Raw genomic sequence first — 19134 nt, forward strand, 5'->3', positions numbered from 1 at the left:
GATGTCGGGCATCGATCGTAGAAGCTTAATGGTGATGTCGGTTCTCGGCGCCACGATGGGACTCCGGGGCACGGCCCAGGCGGCGCCGAACGGGTATCCCGAGAACTATCAGAAGATCATCGACGACGCCCATAACGAGGGCAGCCTCCTCATTTACTCGATTATGTCGCCGGAAAACTGGCGTCCCGTGATCGAGGGCTTCAACAAGCTCTACCCGAAGATCAAGGTCGAGACCCTGGATCTCCCCGCCTCCCGCGAGAGCTTCGAGCGATATCTGGCCGAGCGGAGCACCAACAGCCGCACCTGCGACCTCATCGCGACGGCCGATCCGGGCGGATGGATCGATTTCCAGGAGCGCGGTGAAGTCCTCGACTACCTATCGCCTGAAGCGAAGGCCTGGCCGGATTGGTCAAAGCCGTTTCCCGGCGTCTACACCGTCTCGTCCGACCCCATGGCGCTGATCTGGAACAACACGCTGGTGGCCGACGGCAAGCGTCCCAAGACACTTGCCGAGTTCGTCGAGCTTGCGGTCGCAAACGAGAAGACCTGGCGCAACCGCATCACCAGCTACGGCGTGCATCAAACAACTTTCGGCTACGGCATCAGCTACGCGTTCGTGAAGCAGCACGGCGAAAAGGCCTGGGACTGGTTCGCCCAACTTGCAAAGCTCTCGCCCCGATTCGAGCGCTCCGGCGGCCCAATGACCGAGAAGGTCACCTCCGGCGAATACACCATGGGCTTCTTCGTTTCGGCCATCACCTTCTGGCCGCGCCTGAACGATCCGGCGCGGGCAAAGATCCTCGGCTGGAGCTTCATCGGAGACGGTCAGCCGGTCGTGCTGCGTGGCATCGCGATTCCGAAGGGATCGAAGAACGTCAACGCAGCAAAACTGATGCTCGACTACGTCGTCTCGGAGGACGGTCAGCGCGCATTCGGACGGGGCGGCCTGACGCCGGCACGCCCCGGTGTGAAGCCGGGCGACGGAATCCGCCACACCTACTCGTCGATCGTGGAAGCCGTCGGCGAGCAGAACATCTGCTACATCGGCTACGATCGGGACGCGGTGCGGGACTACGACAGCTTCCTCGCGCGCTGGAAAAAGACCTTCAATGTCGCTTGACGCAAGCAGCGCACTGGGGTCATCGGCCGCGGACGCCTTGCCGAAGCCGCTGCCCGGCCGCGATACCGTCATCCAGTACGGAATGGCGCTGCTGACAATTGTCCTGATCGCAGCGCCTCTCCTGCCCGTTCTCTATCAATCCTTCCTGGATCGTGCGCTCTACGATTCCGGCCAGCAACTGACGCTGGGCAATTTCGGGCGCCTGCTTCGCACCGACGGCTTCGCGCTCGTCATCTGGAACACGTTCGTGTTCGCCACCCTCACCACCGTGATTTCGCAGACGCTGGGCACGCTGGCGGCGGTGCTGTTCGGCCGCACCGACATGCCGTTTGCGCGGTTGTTTGGCGAGCTCTTCCTGTGGCCGATCTATCTCTCGGCGCTGGTACTGTCGTTCGGCTGGTACACAATCTACGGACCGGCCGGCTACCTCACGCTTCTGGTTCAGTCGATCTTCGACGGCGCGCCCTGGAATCTCTACTCGCTGCCGGGCATGGCGATGATCGCGGGCGTCTCGCAAGCACCGGTCGCCTACATCTACTGCATGTCGTCGGCCTCGATCACCGATCCGACTTTGGAGGAAGCCGCGCGCGTGACCGGCGCCGGCACCTTGAGGACCTTGTGGCGGATCACGCTGCCGCTCCTCATGCCGGCGATCGCCTATAGTGCCGTGCTGAACTTCACTGTGGGACTGGAGCTCCTCGCGATTCCGCTGGTGTTCGGAGATCCCGCCGGCATCACTGTGCTGACCACGTTCCTCTACAACAACGGCGTGGCGTCGGCCCGCCCCGATCACGGGCTGGTGGCAACGGCTGCCGTGCTGATGCTTGCCGTCGTCTGCGTGTTGGTGTGGCTACAAGGACGCCTGCTCGGCAATACAAGGCGCTTCGTCACGCTCGGCGGCAAGGCCACGCGACCGCGCCCTTTCCGCCTGAACAACCTGCGCTGGCCGCTTTGCATCGTCTCGGCGATCTACATCACCGCAACTGTCGTGATGCCGATCGGCGCGCTGCTGCTGCGCGCCTTCACGAGCCTGCTGTCGCCGATGGTGCCGATCAGCGAGGTGCTGACGCTCGGCAACTTCGCCAACATGCTCGAATACCCGGTCTACCCGCGTTCGATCTGGAACTCGCTGATCGTCAGTTCGGTCGGTGGCGTCGTCGCCACTGCGATGGTCGCCCTGATCGCCATCATCGTGCTGCGGTCCGACTTCCGCTGGCGTGGCGCGCTACACTACGTCGCGCTGTTTCCCCGTGCCGTGCCCGGCGTCGTCGCCGGCATCGGTTTCTTCTACGCGTTTGCGCTCGTGCCTGGCCTGGGCGGCCTCCGAAACACGATCTGGATTCTGGTTGCCGCCTTCACGATGCACTTCATTCCTGTGGGGCTCGGTGCGGTTGCTCCGATGTTGTTGCAGATGAGCCCGGATTTCGATCGCGCCGCCCGTACGCAGGGCGCGGACTGGTGGACGACGAGCCGGCGCATCGTTTTGCCCTTGCTGCGCCCGGCGCTGGTAGCCTGCTTCATCATCCTCTTCATCACGTTCTTCAAGGAATACACGACCGCGATCTTCCTGTTCGCTCCCGGCAGCGAAGTGATCGGGACCACGCTGCTCCAGGCATGGACGCAGGGCGAGGTCGGTCTGGTGTCCGCGCTGGCGACCATCCAGATCCTGGTGATCGGCGTCTGTGTCACGGCGGCGCGCGCTTTTCTCGGAGTGAAGCTTTATGGCTGAGTTGCTGATCGAGAACCTGCACAAGCGGTACGGACCGGTCAAAGCGATCGACGACGTCAACATCCACGTTGCCGATGGCGAGTTCGTCACGCTGCTGGGGCCGTCAGGGTGCGGCAAGTCAACAACGCTCGGCGCCATTGCCGGACTGGATCAGCCGACGAGCGGACGCATCCGCGTCGGCAACAAGACCTATTTCGACAGAGAAAAGGGAATCTTCCTGCCGCCGGAAGCGCGCCATTGCGGGCTCGTGTTCCAGAGCTACGCTTTGTGGCCACACATGACGGTCTATGACAACGTCGTGTTTCCGCTCAAGCTGCGCAAGGTATCGACCGCCGACTGCAAGCGCCGCGTCGAGGAGAGTCTCGCTCTCGTCGAGATGGAGCGCTTTCAGGACCGCTATCCGCATCAGCTCTCGGGCGGCCAGCAGCAGCGTGTCGCGCTCGCGCGAACGTTGGTCTACCAGCCCGAAATCCTCCTGCTCGACGAGCCCCTGTCGAATCTCGACGCAAAGCTGCGCGATCGCGCCCGGACCTGGCTTGCCGAACTGCGCACGCGCCTCGGCCTGACGACGATCTACGTGACACACGACCAGGTCGAAGCGCTGGCTCTGTCCGACCGCATCGTGGTCATGAATGGCGGCCGCATCAGCCAGATCGGCTCGCCCCAAGAGATCTACACGCGGCCGGCAGACAGTTTCGTCGCCGACTTCATCGGAACGACCAATTTCCTCAACGGCGACGTGGTCGGGGCGCCCGACGGCGATGGACAGACACTGGTCAGTCTCGCCGATGGTCAGCGCGTTCTGATCAAGTCCGACAAACGTCCATCCCTGGGCGACAAGGTCACGTTTGCCTATCGCCCCGAGCAGATGCGCCTGGCGGCGGCCAACGATCAGGCGATCGGAGGTTCGATCGTTGAAGCCGACGTGGTCAGCCATTCCTATGTTGGCGGCCGATGGCAAATCGGATTGAGCGTCGGCGGAAATCAGATCCGCATCGAAACCCAGGAGGCAATGACTGACCGCCAGTTGCGCCTGTGGCTGCCTGTCACCGGCGGCATCCTGTTTACAGAACGGAACCATGGCAAATCCCACTGACGCCACCTCTCCCGAAAGCGGACTGCATCAGGCCGACTACACCCCCGGTGTCCGCGGCCCGCTGACAGGGCTCCGCGTCATCGACCTCTCGAGGCTGGTCGCAGGCAATCTGCTCACCCAGCATCTCGCCGACTTCGGCGCCGACGTTATCAAGGTCGAGCCGCGCGAAGGCGATACGCTGCGCGGCTGGCGCACCAAGGGTGTCGAAACCAACTGGAAGATCCATTCGCGCAACAAGCGCAGCATCTGCCTGGAATTCCGTCACGACGAAGCGGTGCCGCTGATCCGCAAGATGATTCCCGGCGCCGCGATGCTGGTCGAGAGTTTCCGTCCCGGCACGCTCGAGCAGATGGGGCTCTCGCCGGAGGAACTGCTGCGGCTGGAGCCCAAGCTTGTGATCGTTCGCATATCGGGATGGGGGCAGACCGGCCCCTATCATCGCCGGCCCGGCTTCGGGACATTGGTGGAAGGCTTTTCGGGCTTCGCCGAGATGAACGGCTTCCCCGATCGAGAGCCGGTATTGCCGCCTATGTATCTGGCCGATGCCCTGTCCGGTCTCACCGGAGCGTTCGCCGCGATGGCGGCCCTTCGGGAGGTCGAGATCAACGGCGGAAAGGGACAGGTGATCGACCTGCCGCTGCTCGACCCGATCGTCAACTCGCTCGGGCCTCAGGCGGCAAATTACCGTTTGACCGGCGTGGTCAAACCGCGCAGCGGGAGCCGCTCGAGCGGCTCGGTACCGCGCAATGTCTACCGCACGCTCGATGGCGGCTGGGTTTGCCTGTCGGCATCCACGCAAGGCATGGCGATGCGGGTGCTGCGTTCGATCGGCCGCCCGGAGCTCTGCGAGGATCCAAAGTTCAAGACCAACGAGCAGAGGCTCGTCCATGTCGCCGAACTCGACAAGATCATCGGCGATTTCATCGCGACACGAACGGTCGACGACAACGTCGCCTTCTTCGAGGCGGCCGAGGTCACGATCGGTCCGGTCAACGACACCGTCCGCTTGATGAACGATCGCCACGTGCAGGCCCGGGGACTGCTGGCCGACTATCCCGACGAGGACATGGGAACGTTCCCGATGCACGCCGTCCCGGTTCGCCTGTCCGAGACGCCCGGAAGCATCCGGACGCCTGCGCCACGCCTCGGGCAGCACAGCCGCACCATCCTGGCCGAAGCCGGCCTCAGCCCTGACGACATCGATGCCGCCCTCGCCTCGGGCGTTGTGAAGGAAACCAGCACATGACAGTTGAACGAAAATTCCCGGTCTGGCGCTCTGCGCTGTTCGTACCCGCGAACGTCGAGCGGTTCGTGGTCAAGGCCGTCGAGCGCGGCGCGGACGCGCTGATCATCGATCTCGAGGACAGCGTGCCGCTGGCTGAAAAGGCCAACGCTCGAAAGCTGATCCCGGGCATCGTGAAGCGCTTTCGCGACACCGGAAGTTCGGATGTCATGGTGCGGATCAACCAGCCGCTCGAATTGGCGGTGCCCGATCTGGAAGCGGCTGTCATCGCCGGCGTGGACGCGATCAAGATCACCAAGGTCGAAGGCGCCGAGCATCTGCGCCTGCTCGACGAGATGGTGACCAGACTGGAGATCGAGCGCGGATTGCCCATCGGCAATATCTGGTTTGTCGGCCTGATCGAGGCGCCCGGTCCTCTCTCTAGGGCTCACGAGATCGCGCGATCGATCCCGCGGCTGGCCGGCATTTCACTGGGTGCGGAAGATTATGCCACCGCCATCGGCGCCAAGCCGACGGAAGAAACCCTGTTGATGCCGAAGCAACAGGTCGTGCAGGCAGCCCGCGCCGCCGGCATCATGCCGCTCGGCACCATCGGCTCAGTCGCCGATTTCTCCGATCTGGAAGGATACACAAGGATCGTCAGGCGCTCTGCGGACTTTGGCTTCGTGGGCTCTGCCTGTATCCATCCGTCGCTGGTGCCGATCCTGAACGAGGGTTTCAGCCCCTCCGCCAAGGAGGTAGCGGACGCCGAGCGCGTCGTTGCGCTCAACAAGCAGGCGGCTGCCGAGGGCCGCGCATCCTTCGCCATCGACGGCAAGATGATTGATATTCCGATCGTGCAGCGCGCCGAAGCGCTGCTCGAACGCGCGCAAGCAATCGCCGCCCGCGCGCATCGCCCTCGTTGATTGTGCCACCCCAGCGCGGCGCGAAGCGCCGTCTCTGGGGGCCAAGGACATTCGATAGAGCGCGCGGCAGCCATTACGCCACCGCCCTCACCTTGCTGATGAAGCCGTCGACCTCCGACGTCAGCGAGGTCGACTGGCTCGACAGGTTGGCGGCGGCCTTCAACACGCCGGAAGCGGCGCGGCCGGTCTCGTTCGCCGCTGACGACACGGTTGCGATGTTGCGGGTGACGGTCGAGGTCGCTTCCGCCGTGTGCTGCACGGTGTTTGCGATCTCGGCGGTGGCCTTGTTCTGCTCCTCGATGGCGGCGGCGATGACGCGGTTGATGCTCGAGACCTCCTCGATGGTCTTGACGATGCCGTCGATCGCCGAGACCGCCTTCTGCGTCGCCCCCTGGATCTCCGTGATCTGGGCGCTGATCTCTTCGGTCGCCTTCGCCGTCTGGGAGGCCAGGTTCTTCACCTCGCTCGCCACCACCGCAAAACCTCTACCGGACTCGCCGGCTCGGGCTGCCTCGATCGTCGCGTTCAGCGCCAGCAGGTTGGTCTGGCCGGCGATCGAGGTGATGAGGCCGATGACCTCGCCGATGCGATCGGCGCCGTCGGCAAGCGCGCGCATGGTGCTGTCGGTTTCCTTGACGGTGACAACCGCCTGCTCGGTGGCGCGCGTCGCCTGCTCGACCTGACGGTTGATCTCGCGGATCGAGGCGTTGAGCTCCTCCGCCGCAGCCGCCACGGTCTGCACGCCGCCGCCGACCTGGTCGGCGAGCGTCGAGGCCGAGCCGGCCTGGGTCTGGGCCTCGGCTGCCGTGCCCGACATCGAGCGCGCGGTCGTCTCCAGCTCGCCCGAGGCGCTCGACAACGTCTGTACCATCTGGCCGATGCGGCTCTCGAATTGCCGCACGAGGCTGGACAATTCGGATGCACGCTTCTCCTTGTCGACGCGCTCGGCGGCCTGGTCGCCGGACAGGCGCTCGGCGTTGATCATGGCTTCCTTGAACACCTGGAGCGCCGCGGCCATGCGGCCGATCTCGTCATTGCGGCCGAGGCCCGGCACCTCGCCGGCGAAATCATGCGCCGCGAAACGGGTCATGACACCGGTGATCGCGGTCAGCGGCCGGGTGACGCGGTTGCGCATCAGCGTCAGCCCGCCGATGGTCAGCGCCAGCGAGGCCGGCACCAGCAGGCCGAACAGGATCAGGCTGACGCGGGCGCGCGAGGCGCCGTCTTCGGCCCGCGAGATCATGTTGGCGAGCGCGGTTTGCGTGACGATGACAACATTGTTGGCGCCGACAAGCTGACGATCGCGGTAGTCGATGCCTGCGACGCCGGCGGGCTCGCCGGCGAGCAGCTTGGTCGCAATGGCATTGCGTTCGTCGCTGAGCGCGCCGGAGATTTCCGGCTCGGCGTTACGGATCGCCTGCAACAGCTCGGGCGAGGCCACATTCGGGCTGAGATCGCGCACGACCACCCAGGACTGCTGGATGCGGCCGCGCAGATCGGCGAAGGTTACGCCATCGGCGGCGGTCCAGGTCTTGTTGGCGAGGATCGAGGAGAACTGGACGAGAATGGTCTGACCTGCGTTGGCGCGGGCCTGCCAGGAGGCCTGCTTGGCGATCAAGAGGCGATCGACCACGGGATCGATCAGCGTCATCGCGTTGTCGACATGGGCGGTGACGTCGCCGATCGCATCCATATAGGCGTCGCTGATCTTGGCCCAGCTCGGTTGCAGGTTCGCGTCGCGCGCCGCCTTCTCCTGCTTCAGCGCAGTGACCGCGCGCGGCCGCAGCTCCTCGAGCTGCGCCCAGATGCCGCGGAGCTTGTCGAGCTTTTCGGCAAGACCGGGCGCTTCAGCAGAGGCGAGGCTCTGCAAGGCCTGCGCGTAATTCTTCTGCACCGTGGCTCGCTGGTCGGCGAGACTGCTCATGACGCTGTCGGGCGCGGGGGCAGCCGACGCCAGATAGCTCAGCGTGTCACCGCGCTCCAGGCGGAAAATCACGAGCGTATTGGTCAGGTCGCGGCTGGCGACCGCGAGCGAGACGATGCGGTTGCTGTCCGAGTAGCGGGTGACCGCGAGCTTCAGCGCATAGGCGCAGATGACGACGAGGACGAGACCGAGAGATCCAACCACCGCCCCGAGGATGCGGGCGACCGAACGCTGCTTTTGCATCGACTGATCCATATTGCCGCCAAGACGCGGTTCGCGGGCAATCTACGGAGCGAACGATGAGATTTGGTTTAAGATTGAACGGCTTTGGCTACCAATCTCTTCCGGGAAAATACGGAAACCGGTAGTTCGATACTCCCCTCAGACCCGTGCGTCCGAGGGTGCCCGCTGCTTGAGCAGCCGGGCGCAGACGAGACCAAGCGCCACCATGATCGCGGCGCTCGTGAGCAGGGTCGAGACCTTGCCACCGTGCTGGAGGCCAAGCCCATAGGCGATCGGGCCAACGGTCTGCCCCATGAAGAAGAAGAACGAATGCAGCGACATCGCCGTCGCCCGCGCCCCGATCGACAGCTCGCTGGCAAACACCTGCAGGCAGCCGTGGATCATGTAGAACCCCCAGCCCATCGCCAGCATGCTGGCGAATTGCAGCTTCCATGCGGGACCGAAGGCGAGCACGCCGAGCTGCAGTCCGACGAGGCCCGCGCCCGCAATCATCATGCCCCTGACGCCGAGCCACGGCAGGAAGCGTGAGACCGTGAAAGTGTAGAACAGTCCGCCGATCGCAAAGCCCGCGATCACGATGCCCGCGATCGACGGCGACTTCTCGCCGAGATCGAACAGCAGCGCGGCGATGAACGGAAACAGGCCGAATACGCAGCAGCCCTCGACGAAGACCGCCGAGTAGCAGTAGCGCGTGTTGGGGTTGGCGAAGATGGTCCGGTAGCCCTGCCGCAAGGCCTTCATATCCGTCTTCGGCGGCGCCGTCAGCGCGGCACCGCGAAAGCCCGCGGCCACCGCAACGGCCGCGATCAGGCCGAGCGCGCCGAGCATCATGAGCACACCGCGCCAGCCGATGAGTTCACCGATGATGCCGGAGGCGGTCGCACCGAGCAGATTGCCGGTCATCGAACCTGCAAGCGTGCGGCCGATCGCGACCTGCCGCTTGGCGGGTGCAACGAGGTCGGCGGTCAGGCCGAGGGCGACCGGAAACACGCCACCGGAGGCGATCCCGGCGAGGATGCGGCTCGCGAACAGGCCCGAGAAGGTGGTCGCGACCGCGCCAAGAATGCAGGAGACGCCAAGCAGCGCCAGGCACAGCGTCATCAACCGCGCCTTGCCGAACAGATCGGCAGCCGCTCCGATCACCGGCTGAACCAGCGCGTAGATCAAGGCGTAGCCGGCCGCGATGCTGGCGGCCGTCGTGATACTGATCGAAAAATCTTCCGCGACATGCGGCAGGACGGGATCGAGCGCGCGCGTGGATAACGCCGCCGAGAAGCTAGCGAGCGCGATGATATTGATCGCGGGCGGAAACTTCTGGTCGGACGACGGCCCGGTCGCAGGCGGGGACATCAGCGCGTTGTGCTTTTCGTCACCGCGTCGAATGCCATCAGCGTGCGGATCAGCCCTTCGAACTCGCGCAGCGGCACCATGTTGGGCCCGTCCGATGGCGCGCGATCAGGGTCGGGATGGGTCTCGATGAAGACGCCGGCAACGCCGACCGCGACGGCTGCACGGGCCAGCACCGGCACGAATTCACGCTCGCCGCCCGAGGACGTCCCCTTCCCGCCCGGCTGCTGCACTGAATGGGTGGCGTCGAAGATCACGGGCGCGCCGGTGGTGCGCGCCAGGATCGGCAGCGCGCGCATGTCGGAGACCAGTGTGTTGTAGCCGAACGAGGCGCCGCGCTCGGTGACGAGCACGTTGGGATTGCTTGCGGTCGTGATCTTGGTCACGACATTGGCCATGTCCCAGGGCGCGAGGAATTGCCCCTTCTTGACGTTGACGACCTTGCCCGTCGCGGCAGCCGCCAGCAGCAGATCGGTCTGCCGGCACAGGAAGGCCGGGATCTGGAGGATGTCCACGGCTTGCGCCACCTCGGCGCACTGCGCGGCGTCATGCACGTCGGTCAGGACCGGCAAGCCGAGAGAGGCGCGTATCTCGGCGAAGATCGGCAGCGACTGTGCGAGCCCGAGACCGCGTGCCGCCGACGCGCTGGTGCGGTTGGCCTTGTCGAACGAGGTCTTGTAGACGAGCCCGATCTTCAGCCGCGCGGCGATCTCCCTCAGCGCAGAGGCCACCTCCAGCGCATGCTGGCGGCTTTCGAGCTGGCACGGCCCGGCAATGATCGAGATCGGCAGATCGTTGCCGAACCTGACTGTGCCAATGGTGACGACCGGCGCCGCTGAATTCGAAGAGCTCAAGGCCAATGTCCCTCGTTTCGGCGCGACCATAGCCGCCATCAGGGTCGGATCAACCCCATTCGCCCCGGGCCACCCGAATATCAGGGTTGCGCCGGGGTTCCGTGCGAGGCCCTTGCGCCGGCGGCCCCTTACTTCACCGCCGAGAAGGCGGTCGGCGTCAGGAGCTGGCTGACGATGTTGCCGACGATCTGGCCGTCCGCTTCGCTCTCGGCACGCGCCTTCATCCAGTCCGGGTCGGTCATGAACTTGCCCCACTTCGCTTCGCGGTCGGCGAGCGAATCCCACGCCAGGAAATAGGTCAGCTCCTGGTTGGATTCGCCGATCAGCGTGGTGAAGAACCCGGCCTGCTTGATGCCGTGCTTCTCCCAGAGCTTCAGCGTGACCGTCTCGAACCGCTTCAGGAGCGCCGGCAGGCGGCCGGGCACGCAACGGTAGATGCGCATTTCATAGATCATTCTGGTTCCTCCCTGATGACGTCGGGGGTTATAACGGCTGGCCGTGACGGTGTCTTCGGCCCCGCCCGATACCGCCCGCGGCGTCTGGCGCATGGCTTGCCGGCCCCGATCGCACCCGGTTCCCGTAATGCTGCCGCAATGATACTGCCGCTACAACGCTTCGGTTGAGGCTCAGGTGCGGATCATGCGGATTTTGCTCGTCGAGGATGAAGCGGAGATGGCCGGGGCGCTGGCCTCGGCGCTCAAGCGGTACGACATGATCGTCGATCACGTGCCAACGCTTGCCGAGGCCGAAGAGGCCATTTCCGCCGACGTGCACGCCGCCGTGCTGCTCGATCGCCAGCTGCCCGACGGCGACGGTCTTGCCCTGATTCCGAAACTGAGAGCGCGCGCCGACGGTGTGCCGATCATCGTGTTGACGGCACGCGGCGAGCTCGCCGATCGCGTCGCCGGGCTCGACAGCGGGGCGGATGATTATCTGGCAAAACCATTCGCGGTGGAGGAATTGCTGGCGCGCCTGCGCGCGGTGTTGCGCCGGCCCGCCGGGGTTCAGCCCGACATCATTCGCGCCGGCCGCCTCGCCTTCGACTTCGGCCATCGCGAGGCGAGCGTCGACGGGGCTCCGCTCGAACTGCCTCGGCGGGAGCTCCTCGTGCTGGAAGCCCTGGTCCGCCGTATGGGCCGGACCGTGCTGCGATCGGCGCTGGAGGAAGCGGTCTACAGTTTCGACGACGAGATCCAGTCGAACGCACTCGATACGCATGTCTCGCGACTGCGCCGCAAGCTTGCCGAAGCCGACGCGTACGTGGAGATCCACGGCATCCGCGGCGTCGGCTATCTTCTGAAGAAACTGCCGTGAGCAGGCACGCCGACCCATATTGCCTGCGCTCTCGGCTGAGCTGGCGCCTGCTTTCGCTCCAGGCCGCGCTGTTCGTCGCTTTGGTCGTCGTCATCATCGGCGCGCTGTGCGCTACAGGCTTCGTGCTGGTCCAACGGGACGAAGACCGCGTGATCGACGTCGTGCAGAGCGCGCTCGCGCGCGACGCAGCCGGCGGCCTGACGCTGCGGCCGACGGCGGAGCTGAAAGCCTTGCGCGAGGAGACCCCCGACCTCTGGTTGCTGGTTCGCGACAGACAGGGGAATTCGCTCAGTGAAGGCTCCGTGCCGGCCGAATTCGCCGGGATCGGCGGCGCCCTCGACCAGATCAGCCAGGCGCGGCTCGGCTGGCAGCTCTTCGAGGACGATCCACGCAAGCCGGCGGCGCGGTTGAAACGCATCGACACGGCCGCCGGCAACGTGCAGGTCATCACGGCGACGCAGGGGAAGCTCAGCGGCGCCAAGGCGGTGTTCACGACGTCGCTCGTGTTGCTGGGCATCGCGCTCCCCGGCCTGCTGTTGATGGGGACCGCGACGTTCATCGCGACGCCGATGGTCGTGCAGCGCGCTTTCAGAGGATTGGACGCGACCGCAGACCAGGCCCGGCGGATCGATATCCATCAGCGCGGCGCGCGGCTGTCGGTGGAGCAGATTCCGCTCGAGGTGGTGCCGCTCGTGGCCGCGGTCAATGACGCTCTCGCGCGGCTCGATCAGGGTTACGCCCGCCACAAACGCTTCGTTGCCGACGCCGCGCACGAGCTGCGCACGCCGATCGCGATCCTGAACACGCGGCTGGAATCGCTGCCGTCGGGACCGGACAAGACCCGCCTGATCGAGGATGCGGCGCGGCTCGCGACACTTGCCGAGCAATTGCTGGATATCCAGCGGCTCGACCGTTGCGGGCATCCATTCGTGTCGGTCGACCTGGTCTCCGTCGCGCAAGGCGTTGCCGCCGACCTCGCACCACTGGCGATCGCGGCTGGCTATGAGCTGTCCTTCGACGCACCGGCGGCGCGGATCGACGTACTCGGCGACGCGGCCGCGCTCGAACGCGCGCTGACCAACCTCGTGCAGAATGCCATCCAGCACGGCCCTCGCCGCGGCACGATCGTCATTCGCGTCAGCCGTCCCGCCAGCATCGAGGTCACCGACGAGGGCGCGGGCATTCCGGCCGATCAGCGCGAGCTGATCTTCGAGCCGTTCTACCGGCTCACGCCGCTCGATCGCGGCGCCGGCCTCGGCCTCAACATGGTGCACGAGATCATGCTCCTCCATGGCGGTCACGTTTCGGTCCTGGACGGACCGAACGGCGGTGCGTGCTTCAGGATGACGCTGCCGCCCCTGCAACAGGGCTGATTCAATTCGTCTCTGCGTCTCAAGCGCAATGCTGTCGCAATGCGCTCAGGCGACTCTTCGACCGCCTCACCTCTTATTTGCGAGGCGCAATCGAAATGCCGGAGTGCGCATGCCCAACGATTTCCTCTCATTCTTCCTGTCCTGGATGTCGGCCCCGCGGCGGGTCGGCGCGATCGCGCCTTCGGGCGCTGCCCTAGCCGATCTCATCACCCGCGAGATCACCGCAACGACCGGCCCGATCCTCGAGCTCGGCCCCGGCACCGGCGCTTTCACCTACAAGCTTCTGAAGCGCGGCGTGCGCCAGCAGGACCTCACGCTGATCGAATACGGTTCGGACTTCACCAAGCTCCTGCAAATCCGTTTTCCCGGCGCGCGCGTGTTGTGGATGGATGCAGGACGGCTCACGACGGAGCGGCTCTATGACGGCGCGCCGGTCGGCGCCGTGGTCAGCGGCCTGCCGCTGCTCAATATGTCGACGCGCAAGGTCGTCTCCATCATCGGCGGCGCGTTCCGTTACGTCCGCCCGGGAGGCGCGTTCTATCAGTTCACCTACGGGATGAGCTGCCCCGTGCCGCGGCCGGTGCTCGACCGGCTGGGCTTGCGGGCAAAGCTGGTGGATCGCGCCTTGCTGAACATGCCGCCGGCCGCCGTCTACAAGCTGACGCGACGGCCGCAGATGAAGATCGTCACGGAAACGCTTGCGCCTGATGCCTCAATGCCGGTCGCGCCGGCGCCGATGCACCTCGTGCGCGACTACACCGCCGCGCCCTGAGGCATCACACCAGCCGCGACTGCACCATCGCCGCCTGAATGAACGAGGCGAAGAGAGGATGAGGCTCAAAAGGCCGCGACTTCAGCTCGGGGTGGAACTGGACGCCGATGAACCAGGGATGATCCTCGTACTCGACGATCTCCGGCAGCACGCCGTCGGGCGATAGGCCGGAGAATTTCAGCCCATGCTGCTCGAGGCGGTCCTTGTAGGCGGTGTTGACCTCGTAGCGGTGGCGGTGGCGCTCGGAAATCTCGGTCGCGCCGCCATAGACCTGCGAGACGCGGCTGCCGCGATTGAGCGCCGCGGGATAGGCGCCGAGACGCATCGTGCCGCCGAGATCGCCGGCCTTGGAGCGCTTCTCGAGCTCGTTGCCGCGCAGCCATTCTGTCATCAGGCCGACCAGCGGCTCCTTGGTCGGGCCGAACTCGGTGGAGTTGGCGTCCTCGATGCCGACGAGGTTTCGTGCGGCTTCGATCACCGCCATCTGCATGCCGAAGCAGATGCCGAAATACGGCACGTCGCGCTCACGCGCGAACTGCGCCGCGCGGATCTTGCCTTCGGCGCCGCGCTGGCCGAAGCCGCCCGGCACCAGGATGCCGTTGACGTGTTCGAGGAACGGCGCGGGATCTTCCTTCTCGAAGATCTCGCTCTCGATCCAGTCGAGATTGACCTTCACCTTGTTGGCGATGCCGCCATGCGAGAGCGCCTCGATCAGCGACTTATACGCATCCTTCATGCCGGTATATTTGCCGACGATGGCGATGGTGACGTTGCCTTCGGGATTGCGGACGCGCTCGTTGATCTGCTGCCAGCTTCGCAGCTCCGGCGGAATCCGCGAGCCGATGCCGAAGGCGGCGAGCACTTCGTCGTCCAGGCCCGCATTGTGATAGGCCTCGGGCACGGCGTAGATGTTGTCGACGTCGCGCGCCTCGATCACGGCGCTTTCGCGCACGTTGCAGAACAGCCCGAGCTTGCGCCGCTCTTCCTTCGGGATCTCGCGGTCGGTGCGGCAGAGCAGGATGTCCGGCTGGATGCCGATCGAGCGCAGCTCCTTCACCGAGTGCTGCGTCGGCTTGGTCTTCAGCTCGCCCGCACTCGGGATGTAAGGCAGCAGCGTCAGATGGATGTAGACGGCATGATCGCGCGGCAGCTCGTTCTTGAGCTGACGAATCGCCTCGAAGAAAGGCAGACCCTCGATGTCGCCGACGGTGCCGCCGATCTCGACCAGCACGAAGTCGTAATCGTCATTGCCGGAGAGGACGAATTCCTTGATGGCGTTGGTGACGTGCGGAACCACCTGGATCGTCGCACCGAGATAATCGCCGCGCCGCTCCTTGGAGATGATGTCCTGGTAGATGCGCCCAGTGGTGATGTTGTCCTGCTTGGTCGCAGGCCGGCCGGTGAAGCGCTCGTAGTGACCGAGATCGAGATCGGTCTCCGCGCCGTCATCGGTCACGAACACTTCGCCGTGCTGATACGGCGACATCGTTCCGGGATCGAGGTTGAGATAGGGGTCGAGCTTGCGGAGGCGGACCTTGTAGCCCCGGGCTTGCAACAGGGCACCCAGTGCCGCTGAAGCCAGACCCTTGCCGAGCGAAGAGACCACGCCGCCGGTGATGAATATGTACCGCGCCATGGGACTTAACCTCTAATCCCTCGAATTCGATTCGCCAAAGCGATTCGTATTCCGCCCCAAATAATTTGCGGGCCTGTGGGTGAGCCAAAACTAAGAGTGGTGACAGAGCCTTGATGGGGATTTTTGATGCAGGACGGTAGAAGCCGCCCTGCATGGCCCCCCTGCTTTATTGCGAGCGCGGCACCTGCGGGCCGGCTGGCGCCTGGTTCTGCTGCTGTTCGTCGGCCTTCTTCAGCGAATCCAGGATGCCGCCCGAGGTCGGCGGCGCGATCGGGGCGCCTCCGGCCGGCTGGGTCTGGGACGCCGGCGCGCCGATGATCGACGAAGGCGCCCGGTTGTAGCCGGCATGCCAGGACAGGAACAGGCTGGTGAGGAAGAAGCCCCCAGCCAGGATCGCGGTGGTCCGCGTCAAAAGGTTCGCGGTGCCGCGGCTGGACATGAAGCCCGCGCCCCCGCCCATGCCGAGGCCGCCGCCTTCCGACTTCTGGAGCAGGACGGCGCCGATCATGACGGCGACGATCATGAGGTGAATGACGATGACAACAGTCTGCATAGTGTCCTTCCGTCACAAGCCGACAGCGCCGAGACGGCGGCCGATCGCGCTTCGCGGGTTTTCCTGAAGTTGCGCGGTGTTACACGATCAGAAGAGGCATTGCCACCCCCCGATCGGCCACGGCCGCGCTTTGAGATTAGCTAGGGGCAGCCCTTCGCAATCGCAAGGAAATCGGCCGCCTTCAGGCTGGCGCCGCCGACCAGCGCGCCGTTGACGTTTTTCATGGACATCAGCTCGGCCGCGTTCGACGGCTTGACCGAGCCGCCATAGAGGATCCGCATCCTGGCCCCGTCCGCCCTGAACCGGGAGGTCAGGAGTTCCCGGATAAAGCCATGAATCTGCTCGACATCCTGGGCCGTCGGGGTCAGGCCGGTGCCGATCGCCCAGACCGGCTCATAGGCCACGACCAAGTTGGCGGCGGTCGAGCCGTCCGGCAGCGAGCCGCCGAGCTGGCCGCGCAGGATGTCCAGTGTCTGGCCGGCATCGCGCTGGCCTTGCGTCTCACCGATGCAGACGATCGCGGTGACGCCGGCGCGCCAGGCGGCCTCGGCCTTCTGCCGGATCAGGGCATCGCCCTCGCCGTGGTCGGCGCGACGCTCGGAATGGCCGACGATGATGGCGGTCGCACCGGCATCGGCCAGCATTTCGGCAGCGATATCGCCGGTATTGGCGCCGGAGGCCTTGGGGTGGCAATCCTGCGCCCCCACCGCGACCTTGCTGCCGCGCGCCTTGTCGGCGAAGGCCGCGATCAGGGTCGCGGGCGGGCAGACCAGCAGGTCGGCCTTGGCGGCCACCTCTGCCGCGCCTTTGAGCATGGCGTCGAATTCGGCAGCCGAGCCCTTGAGGCCGTTCATTTTCCAATTGCCGGCGATCAGCGGTCGGATGGCGTCGGTCATGTCAATTTCCAGCAAAATGAGGTTTGTGCATGCGCTAGCAGAGCTGTCGCGGCAGTTCCAGAGAGCTAAGGCTTTTAACCGCAGCGTCGAGGGACCGCGTGGCCCGAGGTTGCGGGGGGAAAGCCGCCACTTTATGATGATTGATCAATTTGGTGACGCGCTTTTGCGGAATCTGCATTAAGACGCGCTCCCGTTCCCCTCCTGCCAAACAAGTTGGACCAAATGCTTCGAGGAATGCGCAAGGCCTCATCAAACTGGCTCGGCAAGTCCATTATGGCCGTGGTGATGGGCGTGTTGATCATCAGTTTCGGCGTTTGGGGCATCGCCGATATCTTCAAAGGCTTCGGGCAGTCGACGGTGGCCAAGGTCGGCAGCACCGAGATTTCGTTGAACGAGTTCCGGCAGACCTATACCGACCGGCTGCAACAGATCAGCCGCCAGTTCGGCCGCCCGCTGACGCCTGACCAGGCGCGTGCCTTCGGCCTCGACCGCCAGGTGCTTCAGCAGACGATCGCGGAAGCCGCCCTCGACGAAGAAGCCCGCCGGCTCGGGCTCGGCCAGTCCGACGAACAGATCCGCCAGGTCATCATGAACGACCCCAACTTCAAGGGCGTCGGCGGCAGCTTCGATCCGAACCGCTTCCAGGCCGTGATCCGCAATTTCGGCTATACCGAGCAGCGCTACGTCTCCGAGCAGCGCAAGGTGTCACTGCGCCGGCAGATCACCGGCACGATCGGTGCCGGCCTCGAACCGCCGAAGGCCATGATCGACGTACTGACGCGCTTCCAGAACGAGCAGCGAGCGATCGAATTCGTCAGGCTCGACGCCGCGCAGGCTGGCACCATCGACGCTCCCTCGCCCGAAGCCCTCGCCGCCTATTTCGAGGATCACAAGGTCCAGTTCCGCGCGCCCGAATATCGCAAGATTTCCTTCGTCGTGGTCTCGCCGGAAGAGATCGGCAAATGGAGCGAGGTCTCCGACGAGGACGCCAAGAAGGTGTTCGACCAGCGCAAGGACCGGCTCGGCACGCCGGAGAAGCGCCAGATCCATCAGATCGTATTCCCCAACGTCGCCGAGGCGCAGGCCGCACGCGAGCGCCTCGCCGGCGGAATGTCGTTCGAGGACCTCGGCAAGGAGCGCGGGCTGAGCAGCTCCGATGTCGACCTCGGGCTCGTGACCAAATCGTCGCTCGACCCCGCGGTCGGCGATGCCGCCTTCGCGCTTCCCGCGGGCGAGATCAGCCAGCCGATCCAGGGCCGTCTCGGCACGTCCATCGTCAAGGTCGACAAGATCGAGCCGGGCAGTGAAGCGAACTACGCCAGCCTTGTCGGCGACATCAAGCGCGAGATCGCCACCGAGCGCGCCCGCGTCAAGGTCAACGATCTCCGCGACAAGATGGAAGACGAGCGCGGCGGCGGCGCCAGCGTGATCGATGCGGCGCAGAAGCTCGGCCTCACGGCCGTGACCATCGACGCCGTCGACCGCTCCGGCCGTACCCCGAACGGCCAGCCCGTCACCAGCATCCCGCAGGGCCTCGACGTGGTGTCGCAGGCCTTCAACACCGATGTCGGCGTCGACAACGACGCGATCTCGTTCAAGGGCGGCTATGTCTGGTACGACGTGCTCGCCATCACGCCCTCGCGCGACCGCAATCTCGACGAGGTCCGCGACCAGGTCGAGGCGCGCTGGCGCCAGGACCAGATCGCCGCCAAGCTGAAGACCAAGGCGACCGAGATGGTGCAGAAGCTCGAACAGGGCGGCAAGCTCGCTGACGAGGCCGCCGCGATCAACGCCAAGGTCGAGACCGCCTCCGGCTTCAAGCGCGACGACTCGCCCGCCGGCGTGCCCGCCAACGTCGTTGCGGCCGCCTTCCGCACCGCCAAGGACGGGGTCGGACAGACCGCCGTGAGCGGCGGCAGCGAGGTAATCGTCTTCCGCGTCACCGACATCGTCGAACCCGCGGTCGACGCCGCGTCCGACGCGGTGAAGAAGCTGAAGGACAGCCTCGACCGCGCGCTGACCGACGAGCAGGTCGCCTCCTACGTCAACAAGCTTGAAACCGACATCGGGACCACCATTAATCAGGCCGCCTTCGCGCAGGTGACCGGCGCGAACCAGTGAGTTGAAAG

General features: G+C 65.2%; 16 protein-coding genes. 9 read left to right on the top strand and 7 right to left on the bottom strand.

The annotated features are described in order from the left end of the window. Positions 1-34: 34 nt before the first annotated feature. The 5 genes from CT676_RS02870 to CT676_RS02890 are packed head-to-tail and all read left to right on the top strand — an operon-like array spanning position 35 to position 6093. Positions 35-1120, top strand: a complete 1086-nt coding sequence (locus tag CT676_RS02870; protein ID WP_244623048.1) for an extracellular solute-binding protein — start codon at positions 35-37, stop codon at positions 1118-1120. Further along, complete coding sequence (locus CT676_RS02875) at positions 1110-2849, top strand: iron ABC transporter permease (protein ID WP_135213778.1); 1740 nt, start codon at positions 1110-1112, stop codon at positions 2847-2849. Before CT676_RS02870 ends, CT676_RS02875 begins: the two co-directional genes overlap by 11 nt. Continuing rightward, complete coding sequence (locus CT676_RS02880) at positions 2842-3945, top strand: ABC transporter ATP-binding protein (RefSeq protein WP_135213779.1); 1104 nt, start codon at positions 2842-2844, stop codon at positions 3943-3945. The genes CT676_RS02875 and CT676_RS02880 overlap by 8 nt, the downstream gene beginning before the upstream one ends. Beyond that, complete coding sequence (locus tag CT676_RS02885) at positions 3929-5191, top strand: CoA transferase (protein WP_028156065.1); 1263 nt, start codon at positions 3929-3931, stop codon at positions 5189-5191. Before CT676_RS02880 ends, CT676_RS02885 begins: the two co-directional genes overlap by 17 nt. Beyond that, a complete protein-coding gene (locus tag CT676_RS02890; protein WP_135213780.1) occupies positions 5188-6093 on the top strand; it encodes a CoA ester lyase in 906 nt (301 codons plus the stop codon). Before CT676_RS02885 ends, CT676_RS02890 begins: the two co-directional genes overlap by 4 nt. Positions 6094-6166: 73 nt before the next feature. On the opposite strand, the gene CT676_RS02895 is transcribed toward CT676_RS02890, so the two are convergent. The 4 genes from CT676_RS02895 to CT676_RS02910 form a co-directional block, all read right to left on the bottom strand. Then, positions 6167-8260 carry a HAMP domain-containing methyl-accepting chemotaxis protein gene (locus CT676_RS02895; protein WP_135213781.1) on the bottom strand — a complete coding sequence of 698 codons (2094 nt, stop codon included), beginning with the start codon at positions 8258-8260 and terminating at the stop codon, positions 6167-6169. Between the two features lie 138 nt (positions 8261-8398). Then, a complete protein-coding gene (locus CT676_RS02900; RefSeq protein ID WP_135213782.1) occupies positions 8399-9610 on the bottom strand; it encodes an MFS transporter in 1212 nt (403 codons plus the stop codon). Then, a complete protein-coding gene (kdsA, locus tag CT676_RS02905; RefSeq protein ID WP_135213783.1) occupies positions 9610-10461 on the bottom strand; it encodes a 3-deoxy-8-phosphooctulonate synthase in 852 nt (283 codons plus the stop codon). The genes CT676_RS02900 and kdsA overlap by 1 nt, the downstream gene beginning before the upstream one ends. A gap of 128 nt (positions 10462-10589) precedes the next feature. Further along, positions 10590-10916 (bottom strand): NIPSNAP family protein, encoded by a 327-nt coding sequence (locus CT676_RS02910; RefSeq protein WP_063983065.1) that lies wholly within the window; start codon positions 10914-10916, stop codon positions 10590-10592. A gap of 184 nt (positions 10917-11100) precedes the next feature. Here CT676_RS02910 and CT676_RS02915 point away from each other — a divergent pair, with 184 nt between their 5' ends. The 3 genes from CT676_RS02915 (at position 11101) to CT676_RS02925 (ending at position 13920) form a co-directional block, all read left to right on the top strand. Beyond that, positions 11101-11775, top strand: a complete 675-nt coding sequence (locus tag CT676_RS02915) for a response regulator transcription factor (RefSeq protein WP_135213871.1) — start codon at positions 11101-11103, stop codon at positions 11773-11775. After that, positions 11772-13148, top strand: a complete 1377-nt coding sequence (locus CT676_RS02920) for a HAMP domain-containing sensor histidine kinase (protein ID WP_135213784.1) — start codon at positions 11772-11774, stop codon at positions 13146-13148. Before CT676_RS02915 ends, CT676_RS02920 begins: the two co-directional genes overlap by 4 nt. 109 nt (positions 13149-13257) lie before the next feature. Next, positions 13258-13920 carry an rRNA adenine N-6-methyltransferase family protein gene (locus CT676_RS02925; RefSeq protein ID WP_167767912.1) on the top strand — a complete coding sequence of 221 codons (663 nt, stop codon included), beginning with the start codon at positions 13258-13260 and terminating at the stop codon, positions 13918-13920. A gap of 4 nt (positions 13921-13924) precedes the next feature. Here the strand turns inward: CT676_RS02925 and CT676_RS02930 are convergent, their stop codons facing one another. From CT676_RS02930 to tpiA, 3 genes are all read right to left on the bottom strand, one after another. Then, positions 13925-15556, bottom strand: coding sequence for a CTP synthase (locus tag CT676_RS02930; protein ID WP_014494987.1), 1632 nt, complete (start codon positions 15554-15556; stop codon positions 13925-13927). A gap of 166 nt (positions 15557-15722) precedes the next feature. Beyond that, positions 15723-16109 carry a preprotein translocase subunit SecG gene (gene secG / locus CT676_RS02935; RefSeq protein ID WP_063983061.1) on the bottom strand — a complete coding sequence of 129 codons (387 nt, stop codon included), beginning with the start codon at positions 16107-16109 and terminating at the stop codon, positions 15723-15725. 140 nt (positions 16110-16249) lie between these two features. Beyond that, on the bottom strand, positions 16250-17005 hold the full coding sequence (gene tpiA / locus CT676_RS02940) for a triose-phosphate isomerase (RefSeq protein ID WP_135213786.1): 756 nt from the start codon (positions 17003-17005) through the stop codon (positions 16250-16252). A 222-nt stretch (positions 17006-17227) separates the two neighbouring features. On the opposite strand from tpiA, the gene CT676_RS02945 reads away from it, so the two are divergent. Next, positions 17228-19126 carry a SurA N-terminal domain-containing protein gene (locus CT676_RS02945; protein ID WP_135213787.1) on the top strand — a complete coding sequence of 633 codons (1899 nt, stop codon included), beginning with the start codon at positions 17228-17230 and terminating at the stop codon, positions 19124-19126. Positions 19127-19134 lie beyond the last annotated feature (8 nt).

This window comes from Bradyrhizobium sp. MOS001, assembly GCF_004634465.1.
Classification (GTDB): Bacteria; Pseudomonadota; Alphaproteobacteria; order Rhizobiales; family Xanthobacteraceae; genus Bradyrhizobium; species Bradyrhizobium barranii.

Coding starts and splice junctions, on each gene's coding strand:
- CT676_RS02870 (WP_244623048.1), top strand. CDS start 35: ATGTCGGTTCTCGGCGCCACGATGGGACTCCGGGGCACGGCCCAGGCG.
- CT676_RS02875 (WP_135213778.1), top strand. CDS start 1,110: ATGTCGCTTGACGCAAGCAGCGCACTGGGGTCATCGGCCGCGGACGCC.
- CT676_RS02880 (WP_135213779.1), top strand. CDS start 2,842: ATGGCTGAGTTGCTGATCGAGAACCTGCACAAGCGGTACGGACCGGTC.
- CT676_RS02885 (WP_028156065.1), top strand. CDS start 3,929: ATGGCAAATCCCACTGACGCCACCTCTCCCGAAAGCGGACTGCATCAG.
- CT676_RS02890 (WP_135213780.1), top strand. CDS start 5,188: ATGACAGTTGAACGAAAATTCCCGGTCTGGCGCTCTGCGCTGTTCGTA.
- CT676_RS02895 (WP_135213781.1), bottom strand. CDS start 8,260: ATGCAAAAGCAGCGTTCGGTCGCCCGCATCCTCGGGGCGGTGGTTGGA.
- CT676_RS02900 (WP_135213782.1), bottom strand. CDS start 9,610: ATGTCCCCGCCTGCGACCGGGCCGTCGTCCGACCAGAAGTTTCCGCCC.
- CT676_RS02910 (WP_063983065.1), bottom strand. CDS start 10,916: ATGATCTATGAAATGCGCATCTACCGTTGCGTGCCCGGCCGCCTGCCG.
- CT676_RS02915 (WP_135213871.1), top strand. CDS start 11,101: ATGCGGATTTTGCTCGTCGAGGATGAAGCGGAGATGGCCGGGGCGCTG.
- CT676_RS02925 (WP_167767912.1), top strand. CDS start 13,258: ATGCCCAACGATTTCCTCTCATTCTTCCTGTCCTGGATGTCGGCCCCG.
- CT676_RS02930 (WP_014494987.1), bottom strand. CDS start 15,556: ATGGCGCGGTACATATTCATCACCGGCGGCGTGGTCTCTTCGCTCGGC.
- secG (WP_063983061.1), bottom strand. CDS start 16,109: ATGCAGACTGTTGTCATCGTCATTCACCTCATGATCGTCGCCGTCATG.
- tpiA (WP_135213786.1), bottom strand. CDS start 17,005: ATGACCGACGCCATCCGACCGCTGATCGCCGGCAATTGGAAAATGAAC.
- CT676_RS02945 (WP_135213787.1), top strand. CDS start 17,228: ATGCTTCGAGGAATGCGCAAGGCCTCATCAAACTGGCTCGGCAAGTCC.